The 26,786-nt window shown below is 33.1% G+C and carries 25 protein-coding genes and 3 tRNA genes; 16 read left to right on the top strand and 12 right to left on the bottom strand.

All coding sequences use genetic code 11. From position 1 onward, the window contains the following. Nucleotides 1–316: 316 nt before the first annotated feature. The 12 genes from AA089_RS02870 to AA089_RS02815 all read left to right on the top strand — a co-directional run bounded on the left by AA089_RS02870 (nucleotide 317) and on the right by AA089_RS02815 (nucleotide 12,766). Nucleotides 317–1,573: a tyrosine-type recombinase/integrase gene (locus tag AA089_RS02870; protein WP_206540699.1), complete on the top strand. Its 1,257-nt coding sequence runs from the start codon at nucleotides 317–319 to the stop codon at nucleotides 1,571–1,573. Further along, on the top strand, nucleotides 1,573–2,139 hold the full coding sequence (locus tag AA089_RS02865) for a hypothetical protein (RefSeq protein ID WP_046755408.1): 567 nt from the start codon (nucleotides 1,573–1,575) through the stop codon (nucleotides 2,137–2,139). Before AA089_RS02870 ends, AA089_RS02865 begins: the two co-directional genes overlap by 1 nt. A gap of 153 nt (nucleotides 2,140–2,292) precedes the next feature. Beyond that, the gene (locus AA089_RS02860) at nucleotides 2,293–2,706 is read left to right on the top strand and encodes a hypothetical protein (protein WP_046755407.1); all 414 of its coding nucleotides are present in this window, start codon (nucleotides 2,293–2,295) and stop codon (nucleotides 2,704–2,706) included. Nucleotides 2,707–2,787: 81 nt separating this feature from the next. After that, nucleotides 2,788–3,102, top strand: coding sequence for a helix-turn-helix domain-containing protein (locus AA089_RS02855; protein ID WP_046755544.1), 315 nt, complete (start codon nucleotides 2,788–2,790; stop codon nucleotides 3,100–3,102). A 7-nt stretch (nucleotides 3,103–3,109) separates the two neighbouring features. Further along, entirely contained in the window at nucleotides 3,110–4,054 is a 945-nt protein-coding gene (locus tag AA089_RS02850) for a hypothetical protein (RefSeq protein WP_046755406.1), read from the top strand. Nucleotides 4,055–4,131: 77 nt separating this feature from the next. Continuing rightward, nucleotides 4,132–4,770 (top strand): hypothetical protein, encoded by a 639-nt coding sequence (locus AA089_RS02845; RefSeq protein WP_046755405.1) that lies wholly within the window; start codon nucleotides 4,132–4,134, stop codon nucleotides 4,768–4,770. Between the two features lie 132 nt (nucleotides 4,771–4,902). After that, entirely contained in the window at nucleotides 4,903–6,465 is a 1,563-nt protein-coding gene (locus AA089_RS02840) for a type I restriction-modification system subunit M (RefSeq protein ID WP_046755404.1), read from the top strand. Nucleotide 6,466: 1 nt separating this feature from the next. After that, complete coding sequence (locus AA089_RS23430) at nucleotides 6,467–7,726, top strand: restriction endonuclease subunit S (protein ID WP_053002173.1); 1,260 nt, start codon at nucleotides 6,467–6,469, stop codon at nucleotides 7,724–7,726. 43 nt (nucleotides 7,727–7,769) lie between these two features. Beyond that, nucleotides 7,770–9,068 carry a pentapeptide repeat-containing protein gene (locus tag AA089_RS02830; RefSeq protein ID WP_156168875.1) on the top strand — a complete coding sequence of 433 codons (1,299 nt, stop codon included), beginning with the start codon at nucleotides 7,770–7,772 and terminating at the stop codon, nucleotides 9,066–9,068. A gap of 16 nt (nucleotides 9,069–9,084) precedes the next feature. Beyond that, nucleotides 9,085–9,279, top strand: coding sequence for a hypothetical protein (locus AA089_RS02825; protein ID WP_046755402.1), 195 nt, complete (start codon nucleotides 9,085–9,087; stop codon nucleotides 9,277–9,279). Continuing rightward, nucleotides 9,276–12,110 carry a type I restriction endonuclease subunit R gene (locus tag AA089_RS02820; protein WP_046755401.1) on the top strand — a complete coding sequence of 945 codons (2,835 nt, stop codon included), beginning with the start codon at nucleotides 9,276–9,278 and terminating at the stop codon, nucleotides 12,108–12,110. The genes AA089_RS02825 and AA089_RS02820 overlap by 4 nt, the downstream gene beginning before the upstream one ends. Before the next feature lie 68 nt (nucleotides 12,111–12,178). Then, nucleotides 12,179–12,766 carry a hypothetical protein gene (locus AA089_RS02815; RefSeq protein ID WP_046755400.1) on the top strand — a complete coding sequence of 196 codons (588 nt, stop codon included), beginning with the start codon at nucleotides 12,179–12,181 and terminating at the stop codon, nucleotides 12,764–12,766. 3 nt (nucleotides 12,767–12,769) lie between these two features. Here AA089_RS02815 and AA089_RS23425 read toward each other — a convergent pair whose 3' ends face one another. Beyond that, nucleotides 12,770–13,066 (bottom strand): helix-turn-helix domain-containing protein, encoded by a 297-nt coding sequence (locus AA089_RS23425; RefSeq protein ID WP_053002172.1) that lies wholly within the window; start codon nucleotides 13,064–13,066, stop codon nucleotides 12,770–12,772. A 139-nt stretch (nucleotides 13,067–13,205) separates the two neighbouring features. Between AA089_RS23425 and AA089_RS02805 the strand changes: the two genes are divergently transcribed. Next, the gene (locus tag AA089_RS02805) at nucleotides 13,206–13,448 is read left to right on the top strand and encodes a hypothetical protein (RefSeq protein WP_046755399.1); all 243 of its coding nucleotides are present in this window, start codon (nucleotides 13,206–13,208) and stop codon (nucleotides 13,446–13,448) included. A 104-nt stretch (nucleotides 13,449–13,552) separates the two neighbouring features. On the opposite strand, the gene AA089_RS02800 is transcribed toward AA089_RS02805, so the two are convergent. The 4 genes from AA089_RS02800 to AA089_RS02785 all read right to left on the bottom strand — a co-directional run bounded on the left by AA089_RS02800 (nucleotide 13,553) and on the right by AA089_RS02785 (nucleotide 16,073). Then, nucleotides 13,553–13,626, bottom strand: a tRNA-Arg gene (locus tag AA089_RS02800). 23 nt (nucleotides 13,627–13,649) lie between these two features. Further along, a tRNA-Pro gene (locus AA089_RS02795) sits at nucleotides 13,650–13,724 on the bottom strand. Between the two features lie 26 nt (nucleotides 13,725–13,750). Then, nucleotides 13,751–13,832, bottom strand: a tRNA-Ser gene (locus AA089_RS02790). A gap of 150 nt (nucleotides 13,833–13,982) precedes the next feature. Next, nucleotides 13,983–16,073: an HD family phosphohydrolase gene (locus tag AA089_RS02785; RefSeq protein ID WP_046755398.1), complete on the bottom strand. Its 2,091-nt coding sequence runs from the start codon at nucleotides 16,071–16,073 to the stop codon at nucleotides 13,983–13,985. Nucleotides 16,074–16,204: 131 nt separating this feature from the next. Between AA089_RS02785 and AA089_RS02780 the strand changes: the two genes are divergently transcribed. Further along, complete coding sequence (locus tag AA089_RS02780; protein ID WP_046755397.1) at nucleotides 16,205–17,383, top strand: acetyl-CoA C-acyltransferase; 1,179 nt, start codon at nucleotides 16,205–16,207, stop codon at nucleotides 17,381–17,383. Between the two features lie 35 nt (nucleotides 17,384–17,418). Then, nucleotides 17,419–18,165 (top strand): C40 family peptidase, encoded by a 747-nt coding sequence (locus AA089_RS02775; RefSeq protein ID WP_046755396.1) that lies wholly within the window; start codon nucleotides 17,419–17,421, stop codon nucleotides 18,163–18,165. Between the two features lie 65 nt (nucleotides 18,166–18,230). On the opposite strand, the gene AA089_RS02770 is transcribed toward AA089_RS02775, so the two are convergent. From AA089_RS02770 to AA089_RS02755, 4 genes are all read right to left on the bottom strand, one after another. Further along, nucleotides 18,231–19,394 (bottom strand): trans-sulfuration enzyme family protein, encoded by a 1,164-nt coding sequence (locus tag AA089_RS02770; protein ID WP_394334124.1) that lies wholly within the window; start codon nucleotides 19,392–19,394, stop codon nucleotides 18,231–18,233. A gap of 12 nt (nucleotides 19,395–19,406) precedes the next feature. Further along, on the bottom strand, nucleotides 19,407–20,018 hold the full coding sequence (locus AA089_RS02765) for a glutathione peroxidase (RefSeq protein WP_082113183.1): 612 nt from the start codon (nucleotides 20,016–20,018) through the stop codon (nucleotides 19,407–19,409). Nucleotides 20,019–20,464: 446 nt separating this feature from the next. Next, nucleotides 20,465–21,133, bottom strand: a complete 669-nt coding sequence (locus AA089_RS02760; protein WP_046755394.1) for an RluA family pseudouridine synthase — start codon at nucleotides 21,131–21,133, stop codon at nucleotides 20,465–20,467. Nucleotides 21,134–21,198: 65 nt separating this feature from the next. Then, a complete protein-coding gene (locus AA089_RS02755; RefSeq protein ID WP_046755393.1) occupies nucleotides 21,199–23,151 on the bottom strand; it encodes a YgiQ family radical SAM protein in 1,953 nt (650 codons plus the stop codon). Nucleotides 23,152–23,833: 682 nt separating this feature from the next. Here AA089_RS02755 and AA089_RS02745 point away from each other — a divergent pair. Continuing rightward, nucleotides 23,834–24,421 (top strand): CHAP domain-containing protein, encoded by a 588-nt coding sequence (locus tag AA089_RS02745; RefSeq protein ID WP_053002171.1) that lies wholly within the window; start codon nucleotides 23,834–23,836, stop codon nucleotides 24,419–24,421. 81 nt (nucleotides 24,422–24,502) lie between these two features. On the opposite strand, the gene AA089_RS02740 is transcribed toward AA089_RS02745, so the two are convergent. From AA089_RS02740 to hisS, 3 genes are all read right to left on the bottom strand, one after another. Beyond that, nucleotides 24,503–24,706 carry a hypothetical protein gene (locus tag AA089_RS02740; protein WP_046755391.1) on the bottom strand — a complete coding sequence of 68 codons (204 nt, stop codon included), beginning with the start codon at nucleotides 24,704–24,706 and terminating at the stop codon, nucleotides 24,503–24,505. A 202-nt stretch (nucleotides 24,707–24,908) separates the two neighbouring features. Beyond that, nucleotides 24,909–25,106, bottom strand: a complete 198-nt coding sequence (locus tag AA089_RS02735; RefSeq protein ID WP_046755390.1) for a hypothetical protein — start codon at nucleotides 25,104–25,106, stop codon at nucleotides 24,909–24,911. Nucleotides 25,107–25,277: 171 nt separating this feature from the next. Then, the gene (hisS, locus tag AA089_RS02730; RefSeq protein WP_046755389.1) at nucleotides 25,278–26,645 is read right to left on the bottom strand and encodes a histidine--tRNA ligase; all 1,368 of its coding nucleotides are present in this window, start codon (nucleotides 26,643–26,645) and stop codon (nucleotides 25,278–25,280) included. Nucleotides 26,646–26,786 lie beyond the last annotated feature (141 nt).

Genomic DNA, 26,786 nt, shown 5'->3' with positions numbered 1-26,786 from the left:
TTTTAAATAATTTGAAATCAACAACTTATAATAAAATTATCCGCTCGGGTATAAAAACAAAAAACCTGTAATCTTTTAAATTACAGGTTTTTACATTTTTTGTGATCGCGACAGGATTCGAACCTGTGACCGTCTGCTTAGAAGTCGTAATTATTTGACTATCAATATTTATTACAATTATCAGTTTCTTAGTATTTACAGTACTTCACAAAGATTCACTTTATAGTTGTTAATAAGTATTGGTAGTTTATTAATAACATTTTTGTGCAAATTTTGTGCAAATTCTTAACTTAGTAACTAACTAATGGACAGGACTATGCAGTATAATACATCTATCTATCTGGATAGAAGAAAATCAAGTAAAAAAATTAACACCCTTTTCCCTGTAAAACTTCGTTTATATTCCAACCTCACAAAAAAAGCCAAGCTCTACCCTACTGGAATTGATTTAAGTATAACAGACTTTGAAGAAATTTTCAATTCAGATACCAAAGTACGTGGAAAGAAAAAAGAAACTAAAATACTTGTGCAACGTATTCAGAGTAATGCAGAAGATGTTGCCAAGAACCTCAACCCTTTTACTTTCGAAACTTTTGAAAAGAAAATGTTTAGGGCAAAAGATGCTTCAATTAATGTAAAGTACCATTATCAAAACAAAATCAAAGCTTTAAAAGACAACAAACAGTTATCTACTGCTAGTAATTATGATTTGACACTAAAAACATTTGATTCCTTTTTAAAGTTAAAGACAAAAACAACTTTAAAAAAACTCACTTTCTATGATGTTACGGTTGATTTGTTGAATAAGTATGAAAAGTATATGACCAATGATAAAGAGAGAAGCCTTACCACCGTTTCAATTTACCTAAGAACATTACGTACTATTTTCAATGATGCTATAAGAGAAAATGAGATCAAAAGAGAAATTTATCCCTTTGGAAAAGGCAAATATCAAATACCACAAACCACACAAAAGAAACAAGCACTTTCAAAACAACAATTAGCCATTCTTTTCAATGCAGAACCGCAAACACCCGAACAAGAAAAAGCAAAGGATTTTTGGTTTTTTAGTTATGCATGTAATGGAATGAATATGAAAGATATTGCTCTGTTGAGGTACGAAAATTTAAACGATGATACGATTAAATACTTTCGTGCTAAAACAATTAATACTAAGAAAGGAAACCTAAAAGAAATTAGGGTGTTTTTAAATGATTATGCCAAAAGCATCATTGAAAAATACGGACATAAAACCCAAACCAAAAAGCAGGTTATTTTCCCAATATTTTTAAAAGATGATGATGTAGCAGAACAACAACGAAAGATTAAAAACTTTACAAGTTTCGTAAATCTACACTTTAACAAGTTAGCCAAAAACAATGGCTTTACATTTAAAATATCTACGTATTGGGCGCGACATTCATTTGCAACGTTATCTATACAGAAAGGTGCATCTATGGAGTTTATAAGCGATGCTTTAAATCATAGTAATTTAAGTGTTACCAAAAATTACTTTGCTGGTTTTGAAGATGAAACCAAAAAAGAGTTTGCAAAAAATTTAATGGATTTTTGATGGATATAGTAAACATTCTAACATTACAGCTCACTAAAATTGAGAATTTACTCAAGAACGACCTACAAAAAAAATCTATTATATATAATTTCTTAGTAAATGATAACGATAATTTTATTAGTTATTTTAAACTTCAATCATTTGTTTTAAATAATGAGTGTAAAAATATAGAAGCATTAAAAAACATAAATCAAAAATGCACAAACATTGTTGAACTATGGAACATAGATTTGGATGGATTACCTTATAAAATCATAAAAAACGGGTTTAATTACTTCAATGAAGATGGAACAAGCGGCGTAGTTTCTGAAACAGATTTCCATACTATATCGACTTTAGAAAACGATGGCTATTGGCAACTCTTTAGTACTATCTACGGTAAAAAACATTTTATAAAAAATTATAGTTTTAAAAATTTTTCTATTAACCAAATTGTATCAAGATGTATAAACATAATTAACTTAATAGAAAATCAATTCCCCAAAGCTATTGTAGATTTTAGTTGTAAATATTATTTGGATCATTACCATACTACTGGGAATTTTGATTTGCAAAGTAAATTATAACCTCTCGAAAGTAAACACTTTGAATCATTTTGTAAAAGAATAGATAATTATGAATTTAGGTATTATTACATTTTTAAAAACCTAGAAGGTAATAAACAAACAGAATTCAAATACGACACCTTAGACCATCTTAAAAAAGTTTTTAAAGTACAATTGCTTTCTAAATATAAAGTAGCTTTAAATGACTTGATTGAAAAAATCAAATCTTATGAAGAAAATATTGTAGATGCAAAAAAAACAAAAACCAACACTTTCAAAGAAATTTTTACCGTTGATGATTACGAAAAATATATCAATGCACTATATCAAGTTGAAAATCCTGTAATAGATGAAAATTGGAACTTCATAGGTAAACCAAGAAAACATAAGGGCGTTATTTGTTGTTGGATTAATCATTTACAAACCAAAGGTATTATTAATAAGAAATTCAATAGACAAGTTTTGGCAGAGGTTTGTAATCATGAAATCAAAGACTTTAACTTAGGAAAAGATGGAAAAACTTTTGATAACACATCAAAGATTTATGACGACAACTACAAAGACTTACTACTAAAAATAGTTACCTAATTTCCTTTGGCAAATCAAGGAAATAGCGGGTAATAACTATTGAGTTCATTTGCGACAAGTTCAACAAAAAAACTTGTTACAATGGATTTACAAAAAGAATTTACTTCACTACGAAATGAAATAAGCGAATTAAAAGGCTTATTGCTACATCAAACTTCAAACGAAAAAGACTCGGAACAAATTCTAACTATTAAAGAATGTTCAAAGCTTTTAAACTTATCAGTTCCTACGCTTTACAGTTATACTCAAAAAAACAAAATTCCCTTTTTTAAACAAGGCAGGAAATTAATGTTTTTAAAGTCTAGTATTATCAACTGGATTAAAGAGGGAAAAGTCAAAACAGTCTCCGAAATTCAAGCCGAAGCCGACGACTTTCTAGGAAAGAAAAAGAAATAATCTCACGATGTTTCATACTTCCAAAGTGATCGACTACATTAAAATAGCAATCCGAAATGCAGATACCAACTATCTGACTACACACGATTTTTTAGACTTCAATAGAGTTATTTCTGAAACTACTGGCGAATGTCAAAAATACATTGTAGCAAAACATCACTTTTGCAAAATCAAAGTATATGATAACGGTTTTATACAGTTTTCAGGAAGCATCCACAAAATGCGAAATTCGATTCACGGAATCAAAGCACCTTTTTACGATACGTTGACAAAACAGCAAAAAGCCAAATACAAAGGTTTTAACGGCAATCAATTTACAATCGATGACATTTTTGAAATTAGAAACTATTTGCAAATGTTATTCAATTGCAAACCTCATCAAATGGTCCTACAAAACATTGAATTTGGCGTAAATACAAACATAAATTTCAATCCAAACACATACATAAATGGACTGCTTTTCCACAAAGGTATTTTGTTTGAGGAAAAACATAAAAGAAGTTTTGCACAAGTGGTGCATCAAAGATATTTTCTAAAAATTTACAACAAGTCACGACAATACGGAATGGCAAAAAATACGCTACGTGTAGAGCTAAAAATTTTTAAGATGGAAGAAATAAAACATATCGGAGTCAAAACGTTTGCAGATATAAACACCTCAACACTAAACAAGGCAAAAGACTTACTTTTAAAGCGTTTTGATGAGGTTGTTTACTTTGATAATACAATTAACAAAAAGAACCTTTCAACGTGTCAAAAAGAGCAAATAAACAACTATTCCAATCCTAGATACTGGATTGATGATTTAAAACCAAACCACAGAGATCGACACAAGAAACGATTGGCGAAAATCAATAAGGACAACTCAACAAACTTGCATCAAATCATAAAGCAAAACATCATTCAAAAGTGTGTAATAATTAACCAACTTTCTAAAAATGCATGTGTGTAATAATTAACAGTTCAAAGTATAGTGATATTCTTTACACATTTACATCGTGTAAAGTTCTCTTAAAGATTTAGGTTATTATGGGAAGAAATACAACAACCGCACAAAGCATAGAAAGCGCATGTAAACTAGATTTACGAATTATGTTAAAGGATGGTTCAATATGTAAAAATCGTCATTTAGGCGGCTCAATAAATTGGGAACATGGTGGTGCAATATCTTTTGAAAGTAAAGTATTTGAAAATGAAAAATATCTACATGTTATGTATACCACAACCAACCGTTACGGTAGTACGACAAAACACGATTACAAAATACAGTTGGTATCAGTTCCTAGTAATTTAGGCAAAGGACAAGTTTTATATTTTAGGTGTCCAAAAACAGGAAAGCGTGCGCGGGTTTTATATTCCACATATGGAAACGATTTGTTTTTACATCGTGATTATTACAAAGACCATTACGGACAACGACTATTTTACAACTCGCAAATAGCATCTAAAGATTGGTACAACAACACCATGTACTTTAATTATAAAAGGCAAGTTGAATCGTTTGAAAAGTACCTACTAACATTCAAACAATGGAAAAGAACCTATCGTGGAAAAGAAACCCGACACTTTAAAAAATTACGTCAGCTAAAAGAAAAAATGATGCACTACGATATAAAGCGGTGTGAAGCACTACGAAAAGTTGTGTATAAATATGAAAATATACCATAAAGATGAGGTTTCCCGTAAAAATTAATACTAGCTAAAATGTACTATTGTAACAAGGTTTTTAAAATACAGGAAGTATCACAAACTAAAATTTAGTATTTTCGGAAATATTAAAATTCTTACTTATTCAAATTCATGTCAGAAGATCAAAAAAAACTCTTAGAAACCCAATTGTGGAACATTGCCAACGAACTACGTGGCAAAATGGATGCAGACGAATTTAGAGATTACATACTTGGGTTTATCTTTTACAAATACTTATCCGAAAAACAATACCTATACGCCAATAGTCTACTGGAAACGGAAGACATCAAAGACTACGCGAACGTAACCAACGAAGACGATTTGGAAGCCATCAAAGAAGAATCCTTATTACAATTAGGGTACTTTTTACTGCCAAACGAATTGTTTAGTGCCATTGCAAAAAAAGGAAACGCCAATACCGAAGTTGAAGACAATTTTATACTGGAAGACCTAGAAAGCATCTTAAACAGCATCGAACAAAGCACGATGGGAACGGAAAGCGAAGACGATTTTAACCAACTTTTTGAAGACCTCGACTTAACAAGTACAAAATTAGGCAGAAGCGCAGAAGCACGAAACAAACTCATTGCAAAAGTATTATTTCATTTAGATAAAATAGACTTTGCCTTAGAAGACACCGAAGCCGATGTACTCGGAGACGCATACGAATATCTAATTTCACAGTTTGCAAGTGGCGCAGGAAAAAAAGCAGGCGAATTTTACACGCCGCAACAAGTTTCTAAAATACTGGCACAAATAGTCACAACAGGCAAAAAACGACTCAAAAATGTATACGACCCAACCTGCGGAAGTGGTTCGCTATTGTTACGTGTAGCGCGTGAAGTTGAGGTAAGCGAGTTTTACGGACAAGAATTAAACCGTACGACCTACAACTTAGCACGTATGAACATGATATTGCACGATGTACACTTTCGTCAGTTTGACATACGCCAAGAAGATACCTTAGAAAAACCACAACACACCGAACAACGTTTTGAAGCCATTGTAGCCAATCCACCATTTTCGGCAAAATGGAAAGGGAAAAACAACCCGATCAATGAAAACGATGACCGTTTTAGCCAATACGGACGACTTGCGCCAACAAGCAAAGCCGATTTTGCCTTTGTGCAACACATGATACACCAATTGGCAGAAAACGGAACAATGGCGTGCGTATTACCGCATGGTGTTTTATTTAGAGGTTCGGCAGAAGGAACGATACGCCAGTACCTAATTGAAAACCTCAACTATTTAGATGCTGTCATTGGCTTACCACCGAATATCTTTTTTGGGACAAGTATCCCCACGGCAATATTGGTATTGAGCAAATGCCGTGTACATAGCGAAAACGTACTTTTTATTGACGCGAGCAAAGAATTTGAAAAAGACGGTAACAAAAATAAGTTGCAAGAGGAACATATTGACAAAATTGTAACCACGTTTAGAGAGCGTACCACCATTGACAAATTTAGCTATGTAGCCACAATGGACGAGATTATAGAAAACGACTATAACCTAAACATACCGCGCTACGTAGACACCTTTGAAGTAGAAGAAGCCGTAGACCTAAACGAAGTTGCCAACGCCTTACAAGCCCTAGAAACGGAAATTGCCGAAGTAAACACCACCATAGCGGACTTTTGTCAACAATTGAATATAAAAACACCGTTTTAGTATGCAGAAAGACGTTAACAAAGTACCGAAGTTGCGATTTAAGGAGTTTTCAGAAGATTGGAAAATTGAACCAATTGGTAATTATATTGATTTACTGTCAGGTCATGCTTTCAAAGGAGATGATATTTCTGAAGATGAAGCAGGTACGCGAATACTTAGAGGTATTAATATTACTGAGGGTTACATAAGACATGATGTTAATATAGATAGATACTACAAAGGAGACATATCCAAATTCAAAAAAATAATATTAGAAGTTGACGACTTGGTACTTGGAATGGATGGTTCTAAAGTTGGCAAAAATGTTGCATTGATAACTGATAAAGATAAAGGTTCTCTATTAATTCAAAGAGTCGCTAGAATACGAGCTAATAGGTTGTCAGATATAAGATATATATATCAACATATTTTTTCTAGTAAGTTTCATAGATACGTTGATGTTGTTAATACGAGTTCGGGAATACCTCATATAAGCTCTAAACAAATAAAAGAATTTAAAATCGGGTTTCCATCCTTAAAAGAACAAAAAAAAATAGCATCCTTTCTTTCGTCCGTAGATACCAAACTCAATCTATTACAACAAAAAAAAGACCATTTGACGCACTACAAAAAAGGTGTCATGCAACAAATATTCAGTCAGCAATTACGATTTAAAGATGTTGATGGAAATGAGTTTCCGAAGTGGGAAGAAAAGAGATTGAAGGATGTTGGAGAATTTAAAAATGGCATTAATAAAGATAAAAAAGATTTCGGTTTTGGGTTTCCATTTATCAATTTAATGGATGTATTTGGCAAACCAACTATTTCTGACTTAGACCTTGATTTAGTAAACGTTAATGATAAAGAATTAGAGTTGTATGAGTTAAAAAAAGGAGATGTTTTATTCATACGATCATCAGTTAAGCAATCTGGTGTTGGAGAAACATCCGTTGTGTTAAGAGATTTAAAAAATACTGTTTACAGTGGGTTTTTAATTAGATTTCGAGATAATAAAATTAAAATTGATTTGAACTATAAAAAATATTGTTTTTCTAGTAAAAGTTTCAGAAATAATTTAATTTCTTTAAGTACCACAAGTGCAAATACTAATATTAATCAAGAATCATTAAATAAATTAAAAATCCAATTACCGTCACTAAAAGAACAAACCAAAATCGCAACCTTTTTATCCGCTATAGACAATAAAATAGCATTGGTAGCCACCCAAATAGAAAACACGCAACAGTTTAAAAAAGGGTTGTTGCAGCAGATGTTTGTTTAGTTGATTTAATATGGAAAGACGAGTAGCAAATAGTTTAGAGGAGTTGATTAAAATTTGTAGAAATGACTTATTTACAAATGAAAAACATTCAAAACAAATTTTACCAGCATCTAACCTTTTGTTATATAGAATTAATTCAGTTGATATTCATTTTCATTTTTGCGTTCTCCGTTTTTTTAATTTTATAAATGAAAACTCTGATTTAAAAGAAACTGAAGACTATCTTTCTTTTGAAAATTGTTATTTCTATAAAGCTACAGATATTATTGATATTGAAAATGTTAAATTAAAAATTGAATTTTACAACTGTCATTTTTTGAGTAAAAACTTAAAAATAGCTTCTATTTCTTGTAATGTAAAACTATTATATTGTGTAATTAATCATTTGTACTGTGGCAATACTGATATAGGAAATGAAGAAAATAACAAAGGAGGAAAATTAAAATTATATACTTGTGAAATATACGAAGTAAATTTTAGAGGAACTACTTTTCATAATTTAATTAATTTTTTTCAGAGTACATTTCACAAACCTGTAACTTTTCATAAAACTAAGTTTTTCGGTATTGTAGTTTTTTCAGCAGTAACATTTAAAGAAAATGTTTTGTTTTCATATACAGTTGTTAAAGATCTAATGTTATTGAGAGGTGCATTTGCAGAAAAAGGATTCGATATTTCCTTAGCAATAATTAAAGGAAGTTTAAGTTTATTTAAGTTAAGAATTAATAATTTTAAAACATATACATCTATTTATAAAGATGTGAATGCTATTTATAAAAAAGATTCTTATACATATTCATTTACCAGAGCTTATGAACAAGTGTATGAAAATGCAGTATCAAAAAATCATTTAATACCTATTGAAAATAAGCGAGAAACCTACCGAATTTTAAAATATCATTTGGAAAGTCAAAAAAACTTTATAGCCGCTGTACATTACAAAAGACTTGAAAGCAAAACACTTCTTTTAGAATCATGGCTAAAGTTCAAACATGGTAATTTTTTAGATTCTATTGCAAATCTAGGGATCTTATCTTTAAATGCGATTTCAAATTGGTTCGGCTCATCATACATACAAGGTGTGCTTTTCACGGTTTTGATTGGTGGCTTGTTCTTTAGCTTATCTTTATTTCATGTAGAGAGTTCTGAGTTTATAACATACTACGACAAATGGCAATGGGAATATTTTGTACAATTCCTAAACCCAACACACCGATTTGATTATATAAAAGCTATTGACGAAAACCCACAAACATGGTTTTTTATATGGGATTTTATCGGTAGAATTTTTGTAGGTTACGGAATATATCAAACCATTCAAGCTTTTAGAAAATATAAATAACAAAAGGCGTTTGCTTATGAGCACAAAAGAAGACTTACAAAAAGAACTAAACGGAATAGAAAATACCATTTGGGCGTATAAATTTGAATTCCATGATATGGAACAAAGTGTGCGTTTAGAAACTATTCAAAAGTTTGAGGATAAAAAAAAGTTAGTTGAAGCAAAAATTAAGGCTTTGAATATGAAAGACAAAATAAATAAGCTGAAATGACCACACAACCCGAACAAATACTAGAAGAAAACTTAGTACAGCAACTTACGGAAACTGGCTATACAAAAGTCGTTATCAAAGATGAAGCTGACCTCATCGCAAACTTGCGTACGCAATTGGAAAAGCACAACAAGTGTACATTGTCGGCTAATGAGTTTAAGCAAGTACTCAACGTGTTGTCAAAAGGGAACATATTTGAAAAAGCCACCACGCTACGCCAAAAACTTAGTTACACCAAAGACGATGGCAGTACAGGCTATTTGCAACTCATCAACCAAATACATTGGTGCAAAAATCAATACCAAGTGACTCACCAAGTCACAATGACAGGCAAATACGAAAACCGTTATGATGTGACCATCTTAATCAATGGTTTACCATTGGTACAAATAGAACTCAAAAAACGTGGTTTGGAACTCAAAGAAGCCTTTAACCAAACCGTACGTTACAAACGACATTCGTATAGCGCAGGAAAAGGCTTATTTCAGTTTATTCAACTATTTGTCATAAGCAATGGAGTTAATACCAAATACTACGCTAACAATCCTATTGGCGCACTCACATTCAAACAAACGTTTTATTGGGCAGACAAAGAAAATAAAATCATTACACAACTTAACGAGTTTACAAACTTGTTTTTAGAACCGTGTCATTTGTCCAAAATGATTACCAAATATATGGTACTCAACTCCTCAAAACTCATGATGGTATTGCGTCCGTATCAATATTACGCCACCGAAGCCATTGTACAACGTGTAAAAAACAGTTCCAAATTTGGTTACATATGGCATACGACTGGTTCAGGAAAAACACTCACATCATTTAAAGCGGCACAAATACTCACAAACTTAGATGAGGTTACAAAAGTGGTTTTTGTAGTTGATCGTAAAGATTTGGATTATCAAACCATCAAAGAATTTAATAGTTTTAGTGAGGGAAGTATTGACGCAACCAACAATACCAACAGTTTGGTAAAACAGTTTTCTGATGATACCAAACTCATCGTAACGACCATTCAAAAACTCAATACTGCCATCTACAAACCAAAATATTTGGCAAAGATGGAACGACTCAAAAAAGAACGCATCGTATTTATTTTTGACGAATGCCATCGAAGTCAATTTGGAGAAACGCACAACCGTATCAAAGCATTCTTTGAAAACTCGCAACTATTTGGTTTTACAGGAACGCCAATATTTGCAGACAATTCTGTTAAAAACGATTTAGGAAAACGCACTACCAAAGATTTATTTGATGAATGCTTACATAAATACGTCATTACAGATGCGATACGCGACAAAAACGTATTAAAATTTTCTATTGAATACATCAGCACATTCAAAAGTAAAGAAGACAATGAAAGTGTAGACATTAACGCAGACAGTATTGATAAAACGGAAGTGATGGAAGCACCGCAACGTTTAAACAATATTGCAGAATATATCATTGCCAATCATAGCCGTAAAACAAAAGCGAATAAGTTTACAGCCATCTTTTGTGTATCCAATGTAAAAACGCTCATCAAATACTATGAGTTGTTTAAAACCAAAAAGGAACAAGGCAAACACGATTTAAATGTAGCTACGATATTTTCATATCGTGCCAACGAATTACCCGAAGATGCAAACGGTTTCATTCCCGATGAAGACTACGACGATTTTAAAGTAGTAAAAGAACCTGCAACAATATATTCACATACCCGCGAAAAACTAGAAAGCTTTATTGTCGATTATAATGAAATGTTTAATACCAATTATGACACATTACAGTTCTATTCGTACTACCAAGACATCGGTCAGCGTGTAAAACACCAAGACGTTGATATATTATTAGTGGTCAATATGTTTTTAACTGGTTTTGATTCCAAATATCTAAACACCATCTATGTTGATAAAAACTTACGTTATCACGGTTTAATACAAGCATATTCACGTACTAATAGAATCTTAAACGAGCTTAAATCCCAAGGGAACGTCGTTTGTTTTAGAAATTTAAAAGACAATACTGACGAAGCTATTACGCTATTTTCAAACAAAGACGCTATTGAAGAAATCATAGTGCAACCGTATGAAGATTACACTAAAAAATTTACCGAAGCCATTGAACGACTCAAAGAAATTGCACCAACGGTTGATAGCGTAAACGAGTTGCCATCGGAAACGGAAATACTAGAATTTGTAAAAACCTTTAGACAATTAATGCGTTTAAAAAATGTATTGACAACGTTTACAGAATTTAGTTATGATGACTTAGACATTACGGAACAAGAATTTGCAGACTACCAAACCAAGTATTTAGATATTCGTGACGATGTAAAACAACACAAAGAAAAAGTTTCCATTTTAAACGACATCGATTTTGAAATAGAACTCATACGACGTGACGAAATCAACGTTGCGTATATATTGACACTATTAGCCAAATTAGCAGGAAGTAAGAAGCCAAAAGATCAGGAACAACAGCGTAAAACAATTTCAGACATACTTGCATCTAACAGCGAGTTACGAAGCAAAAAAGAACTCATTGAACGCTTTATTGAAGAAAACTTACCATTAGTTAGAGATTCCGACCTTGTAGCCGACGAATTTGATAACTACTGGACTATTGAGAAAAAGAAAGCTGTACAATTACTAAGCAACGAAGAAAACTTAGATTACAAAAAGCTAGTAGACCTCATCAGCAACTATTTATTCACACGAAAAACACCGTTACGTGATGATATTATTAACTTACTGGAAGTACGCCCAAGTTTGCGAGAACGCGCCAAAGTTTCCGAACGTATTACCACAAAAATTATTGACTTTGTAGAAATATTTATTGATGGAATGTAAAGACACAAATAAAAGTTCCTTAGTTATTTAGGTTTCCTCGCACGCGCACGCGAGACAAAAAAGAAAATATGCCAAAGCCACAAACATTTCCGCTACTATTTAATGAAGTAAAACAGCTAAGTATTACAGATTTAAAAAAGCTGAAGTACTTAACAAAGAATACAAGTACAAAAGGCGTTCTTAGGTGGAAAAGCAATGGTGTCGAAATTGGTAGTATTACAATACAAACACATATTTTTGATTCAAGTGGCACAACTACTTTAATATACACATCTAACGGTACAGACTACAACTATACTATAGATTTGGTTACCATACCATCAAATATCGGAAACGGTTTACTATGGTACTTTATTTGCCCTCATACGCATACACGATGTAGAAAGCTATACTTAATAAGCGAACGTTTTATACACCGTTCAGCCTTACCAAGTGGAATGTACACAACGCAAACACATTCTAAAAAGTGGCGAAACATTGAAAAAGTCTACGGAAACTATTTTGATGTAGACGAGTACTACAGAGAACTTTACAAAAAACACTTTAAAAAATATTACAACGGAAAGCCTACAAAGCGATATTCAAAACTAATGAAAAGAATTAATGATGCGCAACGCTTTGATGTACACGAAATAGAGCAACTATTTTTGATGTAACAATTATTTATTTCCTTTTACGATATTTAGTAAATTTTCCAAGTCATCTATTGAATAAATACGGTATACTTCATTTTCATGCTCTACAAATCCATTCAGTAAAGAACCACCTTTTGTGGGTTTAAACAATTGCCTAATATCTACTTCTAAAACCTCAGCAATTTTTACCAAAGTATCAAACTTAGGTTTTATATTGCCTGTTTTAAATGCACTTGCAGAAGTTACTGAAACGCCTATCAATTCAGCAAATTCCGTATTGGAAATTCCTTTTTCCTTTAAAATTACATCGAGTCTTAACATGAGAAGTTTATGAGATATAAGTAAATATTACAAAATCACACTAAATATAAGCATTAATTGCATTTAAATTAATTATAACTTATATTTGGTTTTAATTTAAAACTAATACTTATACGATTAAATTACAAATCAATTTACAATGGTAACAAATCAGCAAGAACTCAACAAAAAGCTAGTTAAGGAACTAGCAGAATGCAGAACTAAGCTAGTACGTTGCAAAAATGATTTTGAAGTTGAAAAGAGTATTAAAAACGGACTGTATTTCTTTATACTAGAAAACGGTTTGTTTGAAGAACTCAAAACTTTTGAACCAAAAGCAAAGTATCAAACTACGGATTACAAAATTAAATCCTTAGAAAAACTAGCAAACGATTTACCATAAGTAGATATAATGATTACAAGCCTTAATTTTGATTTTTTGTGCAAATTTTGTGCAAATTGAAAACAAGAAAGGCTCTCAATTTCTTGAAAGCCTTGTTATACTTGTGATCGCGACAGGATTCGAACCTGTGACCGTCTGCTTAGAAGGCAGATGCTCTATCCAACTGAGCTACGCGACCCTTATTTTTTGTATTTCGATTTGTCGGGGTGGCAGGATTCGAACCTGCGACCTCCGCGTCCCAAACGCGGCGCGATAACCGGGCTACGCTACACCCCGAAATACTATATATAATTCAAAAAAAGCGGAGAGACTGGGATTCGAACCCAGGCAACCCGAAGGTTGACAGCTTAGCAGGCTGCTGCATTACCACTCTGCCACCTCTCCAATATTCTTTATGAATTAAGAACTTACGCAACTGTGAAATTGCGGTTGCAAATGTAACTGTTCATTTAATATCAAACAACTATTTGCGGTTTTTTTTAGTGTTTTTTTACTATTTTTTTTTCAATAATTTAATTTTCAAGAAACTACCGTTTATTCTGGATATTCTATTCGTAAATGATAGCTATTATTTAGCTTCTTTTTTAACACCTTTTTGATGGTTACAATTTCTTTTAAGGTAATATCTGCATTCATAAATTGTTGTTCATCCATTTGTTTGTCAATAATGCGCTCTACAAATTGATCAATTTTCTGCGATGTTGGCTCTTTTAAACTTTTTGAAGCCGCTTCCACAGAATCTGCCATCATTAAAATTGCCGTTTCTTTAGAAAATGGGATCGGTCCAGGGTATTGAAATTGTTCTTTAGACACTTCTTCATCGAGTTCTTTTGCTTTTTGATAAAAGTAATAAACTGTAGATGTTCCGTGATGTGTTCGTATGAAATCTATAATTCTGTCTGGAATTTTATTGCTTTTCGCGATTTCAATTCCATCCAATACATGATCAATAATCATTGCCGCACTTTCATCTGGTGCCAATTCATCATGCGGATTTACCGAAGTTGCCTGATTTTCAATGAAAAAAGTCGGATTGTTCATCTTTCCAATATCATGATACAATGCTCCTACTCTAACCAACATGGTATTTGCGCCAATTTCACTTGCTGCGGCTTCCGCCAAGTTCGCCACTTGTAATGAGTGATGAAATGTTCCAGGTGCTTCATTCGCGAGTCGTTTTAAGAGTTTTGAATTAGTATCTGATAATTCTAACAAAGACACATCTGACACCAGTCCGAAAATCTTCTCGTAAATATATATTAACGGTTGCACAAACAACGTTGCCAATCCACATAACATGAATTGCATGAAATAAATCCACGTTACATGTACGTTGCCTAATTCATTCTTACTAAATACTTCTGTAAATTTGATGCCACCTTCATGTGTAATGTAAAAAGCAAAATATGCTATGATGTAAATTAAGGTAATCTGTCCGACAGAAATAAAGAGATTGGCTCGCTTGTATAACTCAGAAACTGTTAAAATGGTAACGATACCAGCTATGATTTGTAAAAAGATATATTCTGAACTGTTTGGAACTATAAATCCTAAAAGTAGTACGGTTAATACATGTGCAAATAAACCCAAACGTGCATCAAAAAATGCTTTCAGAATTAATGGCAATATACATAATGGAACGATATATACATAGTTAGCATTGTATTTTACAACCAACGTTGTTAGTACAATCATAAAAACAATATTCATGAAAATAAACGTCACTTTATTATTATTTTCATAAATTTCAGGACGGTATTTTCGAATGAATAACAACAACATTAACAATGCCAATGCTACTAAAATAGTATAACCGAAAACGATCCAATTGTAATTAGATTCATTCCAAATCTGTGATTCATATTCTTTTTTGAGCGATTCTAATTGCGCTAGCTTGTCACCTTCAACTACTTCACCTTTGGCAATAATTCGGATACCTTCTTGCACATTTCCATGTGTGTACGCCATTTGCTCTAACCTCGCAGACAATTCACTATTTGTGATTTCAGTATTGATTGTCACATTGGGTTCTACCACATCGAAAAACAAGCTATACAATTGTGTTTCGTAGTTTTCTAATGACTCACGCGCGGCAAAATCACTGATATATTTTTGAAGATTATTTAATTTGATGAATGAATTATAACTCACATTTCGTTCTTCATTACCTTGTGTCAAAATGACGAGTTTGTCCTTTTTAGATTCATCAACAACTTCAATAACACCGTTTTTGTAAAAATTTCCTAACAATCGCGTCGCCTTTGATTTTAACGTAGAAAATGCTCGTGTTTCCGCAATACTATCATTTCCAAAAAGCCTATCAAACTCTTCATTAAAATCACTTTCTACACGTTCTGCAATTGTTGTATCATAATAATAATAGGTATTTGCGTTGGCAATAATTTCGGATTTTTCAGCTTCAATTTCTTGTGGAGTTTTTGCAATTGGGAAATCAAAAGGTGCAATTAAAGTTTCGTACTGCCAAGGTTTTCCCTTTTGAAATTCATATTGAAACTGCCCGCCTTTTGGAAAAAGATATACCACCAAAAAAGTAGTTAGTATGTATAAAAAGATTTTATAGACTAACGATTGATTTTTGTATAACTTGTTGATGAGCTGCTTCATTGAACGAATATATGGTAATATTCAAAAATACTAAAATTAAGCGTGTCTTATTATCGCTTAAATTGATAATTTATACGGATATCTTCTAAAAAATAATTAAATTCGCAGCAATTAAACGTTAAGCAAAAATCATGAGTAAAGAAGTTGTTATTGTAGCAGCTGCAAGAACTCCAATCGGAAGTTTTTTAGGCGCTTTATCCACTATACCAGCTCCAAAGTTAGGAGCAACAGCCATTAAAGGTGCTTTGGCACAAATAAATTTGGCACCAGAACATGTACAAGAAGTGATTATGGGGAATGTTGTACAAGCTGGAACAGGACAAGCTCCTGCACGACAAGCCGCAATTTTTGCTGGAATTCCAGATACCGTTCCATGTACTACGGTAAATAAAGTCTGTGCTTCAGGTATGAAAGCCGTAATGCAAGCTGCACAAGCCATCGCATTAGGTGATGCTGATATTGTAGTTGCTGGAGGAATGGAAAACATGAGTTTAATTCCACATTACTACCACGCACGCCAAGCAACGAAATTTGGTCCTGCCAAAATGGAAGACGGAATGCAAAAAGATGGTCTGGTAGATGTGTATGATAATGTAGCGATGGGCGTTTGTGCAGATGCCTGTGCAACTGAATATGAATTTTCTAGAGAAGATCAAGATGCATTTGCTATTCAATCTTACGAACGTTCAGCAAAAGCATGGGCAGAAGGAAAGTTTGCCAATGAAGTAGTTCCTGTTGAAGTTCCACAACGTCGTGGAGAACCTGTTGTTGTTAGTGAAGATGAAGAGTTTAAGAACGTAAAGATGGAAAAAATTCCTGCCTTACGTCCTGCTTTTACAAAAGATGGTACCGTAACTGCTGCCAATGCATCTACTATTAATGATGGTGCTGGAGCAATGGTTTTAATGAGTGCCGAAAAAGCCGCTGAACTAGGTTTACAACCGTTAGCAACGATAAAAAGTTACGCAGATGCCGCACACGAACCAAAATGGTTTACAACTGCGCCAGCGAAAGCACTTCCAAAAGCCTTAGCGAAAGCTAATCTTGATATTGATGCTATTAACTATTTTGAATTTAATGAAGCATTTTCAGTAGTTGGATTGGCAAATATGAAAATCTTAGGCTTGTCTGATGATAAAGTAAATGTAAATGGTGGAGCTGTTTCTTTAGGACATCCATTAGGATGTTCGGGAGTTCGTATCCTAATTACGTTACTAAATGTGTTAGAACAAAATAATGCCAAACTTGGAGCTGCAGCTATTTGTAATGGTGGCGGTGGCGCTTCAGCCTTGGTATTAGAAAGAGCTTAATATTTTCAATTTAAAAAATCATCCGAATTTAATACATGCAATACGGAATTTGCAATTTGAGTATTGTTCCGCTTCGTGGGGAACCAAGTGATATGAGTGAACTTGTATCACAAGTATTGTATGGCGAACATTTTAAAGTGTTAGAACAACGCAAAAAATGGAGTCGCATTCGTATTGCATATGATAAGTATGAAGGTTGGATTGATAATAAGCAGTATTTAGAAATTACCGAAGCTATTTATAAAGAAAAAGATAGCGAAGAATTGCAATTGTCTGCCGATTTGGTAGAATTTATTACAGATGATAAACATTTGATGCCGATTCCTATTGGCTCAGTGTTGAATCCGTTGTCATTATTATCGCATCAATATGATGGAAATGTTTTAAAAGGCATTCTTCCCAAAGAAAACATTATAAAAACTTCCTATATGTACTTGGGTGCACCATATTTGTGGGGCGGAAAAACTCCGTTTGGAATTGATTGTTCAGGTTTTACACAAATGGTGTATAAGTTGAACGGTTACAAACTTTTGCGTGATGCTTCACAACAAGCGACACAAGGCGAAGCATTGAGTTTTATTGAAGAAAGCGAACCAGGCGATTTGGCATTTTTTGATAATGAGGAAGGAAATATTATTCATGTAGGTATCATTATGGAAGATAATTACATCATTCATGCACATGGAAAGGTTCGTATTGATCGTATTGATCATTCAGGAATTTTCAATGTAGAAACCAATCGTCACACACATCGACTTCGTGTGATTAAGAAGATTATTTAAGCATAAAAAATACTGTATCGTCCTAAAACAATAATGTCACTTTAGGACGATATAGTCTGTTTATGTTACTTCTTTTTCGACTTTTTTATAGCCTGTTTAATGTCTGAAATGAGATCCTGCTTCTCCTCTATTCCAACCGAAAAACGAATCAATCCATCTGAAATTCCTTGCTTTTTACGTTCTTCAGGAGTTAATAAAGCATGCGAGGTTTGTGTCGGACTCAACATGGTACTTTCAACACCTGCCAAACTCATGGATGGTTTGATTAATTGTAAAGACTTGAAAAATTTTGAAACATTGTATTCTGACTTTAATTCAAACGACATCATTCCGCCAAAACCTGACATTTGCGATGCTGCCAATTCGTAATCAGGATGCGATGTTAAACCTGGATAATAAACGTTTTCAACCGCTTCATGCTTTTCCAAAAAGCTCGCTAATTTTAACGCGTTCTTATTTTGTTCTTTTACGCGAATTCCTAAAGTTTTCATACTTCTTTCCAACATCCAAACTGTAAAATCACTCAGGCTTCCGCCAAGATTTTTTGCCAATTGAAATATTTGATTCATATGTTCCGCAGAAGCCGCAACAGCTCCAGCCAATATATCACTATGTCCGCCAAAATATTTAGTTGCGCTGTGAATTACAATATCAATTCCCATCGTAGCTGGCAATTGGTTTACAGGACTTGCAAAAGTATTATCGATCATGGTAACCAAATCGTGCTTTTTGGCAAGTTTGGCAACTTTACGAATATCCGTAATTTTCAACAGCGGATTTGAAGGTGTTTCAATATAAATCACTTTGGTGTTCTTCTTGATTTCCTTCTTAAAATCTTTGATGTTCAGGCTTTGGGTAAATGAATATTCTATTCCGTATTTATCAAATTCTTCCAACACTAAATTCATCGTTCCACCATACAATGCATTTTGCAGTACAACATGATCGCCTTTGTGCAAAAATGCCAACAAACTTGTACTTACAGCTGCCATTCCGCTACCAAAAATCATTGCGGCTTCTGTATGTTCTAGCGCGGCAACTTTTTTACAAAGTGCTTGCTGATTTGGTGTATTAAAGTACCTTGGATAGCGTTTTTCATCAATATCTTCAAAAGCATACGAACTACTTAGATAGATTGGGGAAACGGCTCCTTTAAATTGCTTGTCTTCTACTTCTCCCGTATGTGTACAAACTGTATTGAGCCCTAACTTTTGTTTTTTTATCTTCATAAATAACTTCGATTATTTTCCTTCAATCCAAGCCAATACACTTTCGTCGTTTGGTAAGGTTTGTGGAGAAACTACTTTTTCAAGTTCTCCGTTAGCGTTTACTAAGTATTTTTGAAAATTCCAAGCAACTTCAGAATCTTGCAATCCGTTTTGCGATTTTTGAGTTAAGAATTTATACACTTCGTGCATGTCAGCTCCTTTAACAGAAATTTTGCTCATCATCGGGAATGTTACGCCGTAATTAGCTTTGCAAAATTTTGCAATTTGTTGATCACTTCCAGGTTCTTGTCCGCCAAAGTTGTTTGCAGGAAAACCAATAATCGTAAAGTTTTTATCTTTGTATGTATCGTATACTTCTTGTAATACTTCGTATTGTGGCGTTAATCCACATTCAGATGCTGTGTTGACAAATAGTACTTTTTTCCCTTTTAAATCGGCTAATTTAAAGACGTTTCCAGCAATATCTTTTACAGTAAACTGATGTATTGATCCTTTTTCCATGGTTTTTTCAGATGTTGTTTTAGTTGTCGTTTCTTGATGTAAAGCAGTTTCTTTTGCTTTTTCTTTCGGTTTTGAAGTACAACTTACAGCACAAACCATAAGCAGTAACATAAATATTCTCATGAGGTTTTTAGTTTTTTGTAAAAATACGAAAGAATTTGTTTAGAGATTGTAAACTTTTGACACTTTTAAAGATAGTATTGTGATATTGAGTGTTGCAATCTGTTTGGGTAACGTGTATCTGTAGAATAATACTTAACGTCAGTTAAATATAAGTAATCAAATTTATATTTAAGTTTGAAAACTCTTTATTAATTCCCACATTTTCAGCATTTAATTTTCATTTTCTTTGCTTTCCCAAAGAAAAGAAACAAAAGAAAGGGAACTTTTCCAGAGGTATTTTTAGTTTTTCTTTTAGGGAAAAACTAAAACCGCATGAATTTCCCTAAATTTTTTCCAAGGATTCAAAAATTTTTAACGGAAAATCCCTGCTATACTTCGGAAAAGAAGAGTATCGAACTAAATTTTTTACGTCGAACTCCTTTACTTATCAAAAATAATTGGCATTGCTAAATAGCATCAAATTTCCAAAAATCATGCGTCGGCAAAGATGCTTCATACATTATAGTTTCCTTAGCATCAGCATCTTCAAAAGTTAGTTTCCAAGCATGGAGACAAATTGATAATGGTAAATATTTTTGATCAGATCCATAGGTAGCATCGCCCACGATAGGAAGTCCAATATTAGCCAATTGCGCACGTATTTGATGAAATCTACCCGTTTTTGGTCTAACTTCTAATAGATAACCCGTATCATTTTTACCGATTACTTTATAAGAAAGCATACAATTTTGGGTGTCTTTTGTTTTGGATGGAACTATTTCTGCTTTTTTTTCTTTGGTGTTTTTTCTGAGAAAATTGACTAAGTTTCCGTTGTTTTTTGCTGGTTTGTTTGTAACAATTGCCAGATATGTTTTTTGAACTTTTCGGCTACTGAATAACGTATTAAACCTTACTAAAACACTTTTCTTTTTTGCTAAAATTAGAACGCCGCTCGTCACTCGATCTAACCGATGAATGATACCAACATAGGGTTTTCGCTTGCTTTGCAAAATATGATTAAACACCTGATTTTCAATAGTGATAGCTTCATACGGGCTTTGCTCACTTATCAATCCAGCAGCTTTATTTACAACAATGTAATCGTTGTTTTCATGTATGATTGTAAGCTTAGACATTCAGGGCTTTCTTTATGAAATTTTAAAATTGCAGACATTATTTCACATCAAAGCTAGTCGCTAATTTAACGACGCTTCTTTTTGGGTTTGTGTTTCTTTTTAGAACGTGCGTGATGCGCAGGAATTGCATTATCAAACGTATTTTTCACCTTTTTAGGCTTGATACTTTTCCACGTATTCGTTTCTTCTTCAGGCACCAACGCTTCTACTAAATCTTTTCTACCAAGTTTATTCAGCGTTCTTCGAATCCAACCTTTGTTATCCTTTTTATACCAAAAGAAAAAACGATGTTGTTCCTCTTTTTCTTTCTTAGTTTTCGGTGTTTTGGTTGGTTTTAGTGTATATGGATGATATCCACTGTAGTAAATTACCGTTGCAACCGTCATTGGTGTTGGTGTAAATCCTTGTACTTGCTCTAACTGAAAGCCCATTTCTTTGGTTTCAGCAGCTAAATTTGCCATATCTTCTACTTCGCAAGCTGGATGATTTGAAATAAAGTACGGAATCAACTGAAGTTTCAATTTTTTCTTGATGTTGATTTTATCAAAACGTTCTTTAAATTTATGAAAATATTCAAATGAAGGCTTACGCATCAGTTTTAAAACTGGATCAGATGTATGCTCTGGAGCTACTTTTAAACGTCCCGAAACGTGTTTTGTCATCACTTCTTCTGTATAATCATCCAATTCTTTTGCATCTGCATTTTTATTGAATTCTGGTACTAACATATCGTGACGAATTCCACTTCCGATGAATGATTTTTTTACTTTCGGATGACTATCTACTGCTTGATACAATTCAGTTAATGGTTTATGAGATGTATCTAAATTACTGCAAATTACAGGCGAAATACAGGAAGGTGCGACACATTTATCACAGATCGATTGTACTTTTCCTTTCATTTGATACATGTTAGCAGATGGTCCGCCAATATCTGATAAATAGCCTTTAAAATCGGGCATGTTTGCCACTTTATCAACTTCTCTTAAGATAGATTCTTTACTACGACTTGCAATAAATTTTCCTTGATGTGCAGAAATTGTACAGAAACTACAACCGCCAAAGCAACCACGATGAATGTTGATAGACGTTTTAATCATTTCAAACGCAGGAATTGGTCCGCGCTTGTTGTATTTTGGATGTGGCAAACGTGTGTATGGTAAATCGAAAGAAGCATCAATTTCCTGTTCCGTCATTGTAGGATATGGTGGATTTATTACCAAAGTCTTGTCATTTACACCTTGAAAAATTCGTCTTGCTTTTAGTTTATTCGATTCTTGCTCGATGACTTTAAAGTTAGACGCAAATTTTTTCTTATTCTTTAAACAAACATAGTGCGAATGAATTTCGACATCATCCCAATTTTTATTTTTAGGAATCTCTTCGTCTTTATGTACTAAAAAAGCGGTTTGTTTTATGGTTCTTAAGCTTGAAAAAGGCACTCCTTTTTGCAATAGTTTTACAACTTCTCGCAAAGGCTGTTCGCCCATTCCATAGACTAACATATCTGCTTTAGAGGTTTCTAAAATGGTTGGCATGAGTTTATCACTCCAATAATCATAGTGTGTTACACGGCGTAATGAAGCTTCAATTCCTCCGATTAACACAGGAACATCTGGAAATTTTTCTTTTAAGATATTTGAATATACTGATGTGGCATAATCTGGTCGAAAACCTTTATCACCGTTTGGCGTGTAGGCGTCTTTATCTCTTCGTTTTTTACTTGCAGTGTAATTACTCACCATAGGATCCATGCAACCGCCCGTAACTCCAAAAAACAATTTTGGCGTTCCTAGTTTTGTAAAATCTTGCAAATCGTCGTGTACACTTGGTTGCGGAACTATAGCTACTTTTAGTCCATAACTTTCCAAGATACGACCAATAACGGCAGGTCCAAATGATGGATGATCTACATACGCGTCACCGCTAAATAGAATTACATCTAGTTCTTCCCAACCTCGAATTTTTACTTCTTTTTTTGTTGTTGGTAACCAATCTGAGAGTTTATTTGCTTGCATAAGAGTGCAAAGGTACGAATTAATTAGTTTTACAGTTATACACTAAAATTCATCTTTGTAAATTTATTATCAAATTTAGGTACATACTAAAGCATTATTTTGCATCTTAAAACGAATAAGATTTACTTTAAAAAACTAGACACTCTAAACATGACTAATGATACTCACGAAATGACTAAAATTATTGTTGCTGTTCAATCAATAACAATTCTAATACTAACGTACTTCTTTTATATAAAACTTAGAGAATCTATCTTTTTACCCATAAAATACAAGTTGACTACTTGGGAAGAACTATCATTAGCATATTACACAAGAGAGTTTTATTTTGATTTTAGTCTAATAGTTTTAGGCTGCTTTTCGATAATCATGCTATACCAAAATCATAAAAATGGCTGGATTGGTAGTATTATTTTCTGGTTTACTCTTCTAATATCATTCTTATTTACAGTCACTTACCTTGACTTCAATGATATGCTAGATTTCTTTATTTCAGATTTTCTTTTAGCAATTGCATTAAATGTAATTTCAGTATTTATGATTACATTGTTAATTAAAAAACCATTTAGAAAAAAATATGGATTCGGTCTTAAAAACAAGATTATTATGATTATTGGAATCATCATTCTAACAATTAGTTGTATTCATTCAATAACAATTTTTTAATAAAGGATTGATAAAAGTGAAGCGAATTTATATTTTCATTATTTGTTTAGGCATACTTGCAATTGGGTTGATTGTATCTTCAAAATGTATCAATTTAAATCCTTTTAAAACTATTGGCGAAGAACTTGATTCCTTCAATAATGTATCTGTGTATTATAATGGCGCGGTAAATCATGTAGAAAAACGAAATACAACAAAAGATGGATATAATTTAGGATTACAGTTTCAATGTGTTGAATTTGTCAAACGGTATTATTATGAATATTTACACCATAAAATGCCAGATAGTTACGGTCATGCAAAAGATTTTTTTAATCCGAACGTAAAAGATGGTAAACGAAATATACAACGCGATTTGATTCAATATACAAATGGAAGCATCTCAAAACCGAAAATCAATGATATTTTAGTGTTTCAAAGTTCTTGGTATAATAGTTTCGGACATGTTGCAATTATTACGAAAGTAACTGAAAATACCGTCACAATTATCCAACAGAATGCAGGTCCGTTTAGTAATACGCGTGTTTCATATGATTTACATCAAGAAGATAATCGTTGGAAAATTTCAAACGCTAGAGTTGTAGGTTGGTTGCGAAAAGAGTAATCTAAAAAATATTAAAAGCTATCTAAAAAATTATCTTACCAAATCTGTAATAATAATTTTTAGACAGCTTCTGTATTCAATTTAATGAAGAGTAATGTCGCTCAAACATACTAAAATGTATGTACATGGTCTGATACGTTTGTAGTTGCATCCAATTGGTGGCGGCGCTAATACAGGTTCTTCACATGGAAAATCAATTGAAGTTGGCACTATTGCGCCTCCGTTAATTGCTTTTTGTTCTGTTTTGCTTAAAGCTTTCCCGATGCTTAAAATGTGTTTTTTCATGATTAATTCATTTAAAATTAGTAATCGTTAAAAATTTTTGGTGTAACAAATTACGCTATAGAAAATGATTTCACAATTTCAAAAAGTTAATGTTCAGAAAAATAGCACACATACGACTCTAAATTCGTTGCAGAAAAAATAAATATTAAAAAAACCTTCTCCGTTTGAAGAGAAGGTTTCCTTAAAAAATCTAAAACTAGATTTAGTAAATCGTGATCGCGTCACAAACTAACTTATACCTACATACTGGAATACCTACCCAACGACAACCTTCTGGTGGTGCTGCCAATAATACTATAGGACACGGATTACCAAGTCCGCCACTTAGTAAGCCTCCATTGATAGATTTCTGTTCCGTTTTGCTTAAAACTTTCCCGATACTTGAAATGTGTTTTTTCATGATTAATTCATTTAAAATTAGTAATTACTAAAATGTTTTGGTACAGCAAATTACATCATAGAAAATGATTTTACAATTTCAAAAAGTTAATATTCAGAAAAATAGTACACGAATTGTTACTAAATTAGATTTTTTAACAATAATCAGATTAAAAGTCACTAAAATAAGTCTCTAAAAAGCAGTCAACACTTCGTCAAAAGCTACCTCTAACTGTGTTCCTGATTTCATATTTTTTACGATGCAGGTATTGTTTTCCAATTCGTTTCCACCAATAATAATAACATATGGAATATCGCGTTTGTTTGCGTAGTTCATCTGCTTTTTCATTTTTGCAGCATCAGGATACAACTCAGCACTTTTTCCTGCTTCACGTAATATTTTGATCAATTTCATAGAAGCAAGCGCTTCTTTTTCGCCAAAATTGATACATAATACATCCACTTTATCGGAAACCGTTTCAGGGAACAAATCTAGTTCTTCTAATACTAAGTAAATTCGATCTAAACCAAAAGAAATTCCAACGCCACTAACATTTTTCAAGCCAAAAATTCCTGTTAAATCGTCGTAACGTCCGCCGCCGCCAATGGAGCCCATTTTTACACCTTCTGGTGCAGCAACTTCGTAAATTGCGCCTGTGTAGTAGTTTAAACCTCTAGCAAGCGTAATATCTAAATCTAAGGTAGCCGTTTTTAATCCTAAAACCTCAACAGCTTCAAAGACGAATTCTAAATCGGCAATTCCTTGCATTCCTTCTTCCGAACTTGCCAATAAACCTTTGAGTTGATTTAATTTTTCGTCTAAATTTCCTGAGAAACCGAATAATGGTTGTACTTTTTCTATCGCTTCCGCAGAAATACCTTTGTCAAGCATTTCGTCCTTTACGCCTTGTTCGCCAATTTTATCGAGTTTGTCCAACGCGACTGTGAAATCGATTAATTTATCCTTTGCTCCGATAACTTCTGCAATTCCAGAGAGGATTTTACGATTGTTAATTTTAATAGTAACACCTTCCAAACCTAAGTTTGAGAATACTTGATCGTATAATTGCACAAATTCTACTTCTTGCCAAAGTGACGTTGAACCGACAACATCTGCATCACACTGAAAAAACTCTTGAAATCTTCCGTGTTGCGGTCTGTCAGCTCGCCAAACTGGCTGAATTTGATAGCGTTTGAACGGAAATGTAATATCATTTTGGTGTTGTACTACGTATCGTGCAAACGGAACTGTTAAATCATAGCGCAATGCTTTTTCGGCTAACGAATTTGAAAAACGCGCTAAGTTTCCAGCTTCTAACGCTTTCAAATCTGCTTTTTTTACTTTTTCGCCAGAGTTTAAGATTTTAAAAATTAAGCGATCGCCTTCTTCTCCATATTTCCCAAGTAACGTTTCTGATTTTTCAAAACATGGGGTTTCAATAGGTTGAAATCCAAAGCTTTGAAAAGCCGTTTTTATGATGTTAAAAATGTAGTTTCGTTTTGCTACTTCTATCGGAGAAAAATCTCGTGTTCCTTTTGGTATGCTAGGTTTTTGTGCCATGATTCTGTATTGTGGCGCAAATATAAGTCTATTTTTTTGGGGATTGAAAAATTTGAGCTTTTTAGGTGTTTGGGTGTTTAGGTGTTTAGGTGTTTAGGTGAAATTTAATTTTGTACTTCCCTAAATAGAGTTGACCGTTTT

Source organism: Kordia jejudonensis, assembly GCF_001005315.1.
In the GTDB taxonomy this organism is placed as follows: Bacteria; Bacteroidota; Bacteroidia; order Flavobacteriales; family Flavobacteriaceae; genus Kordia; species Kordia jejudonensis.
This window is presented reverse-complemented; position numbering and strand designations above follow the sequence as displayed.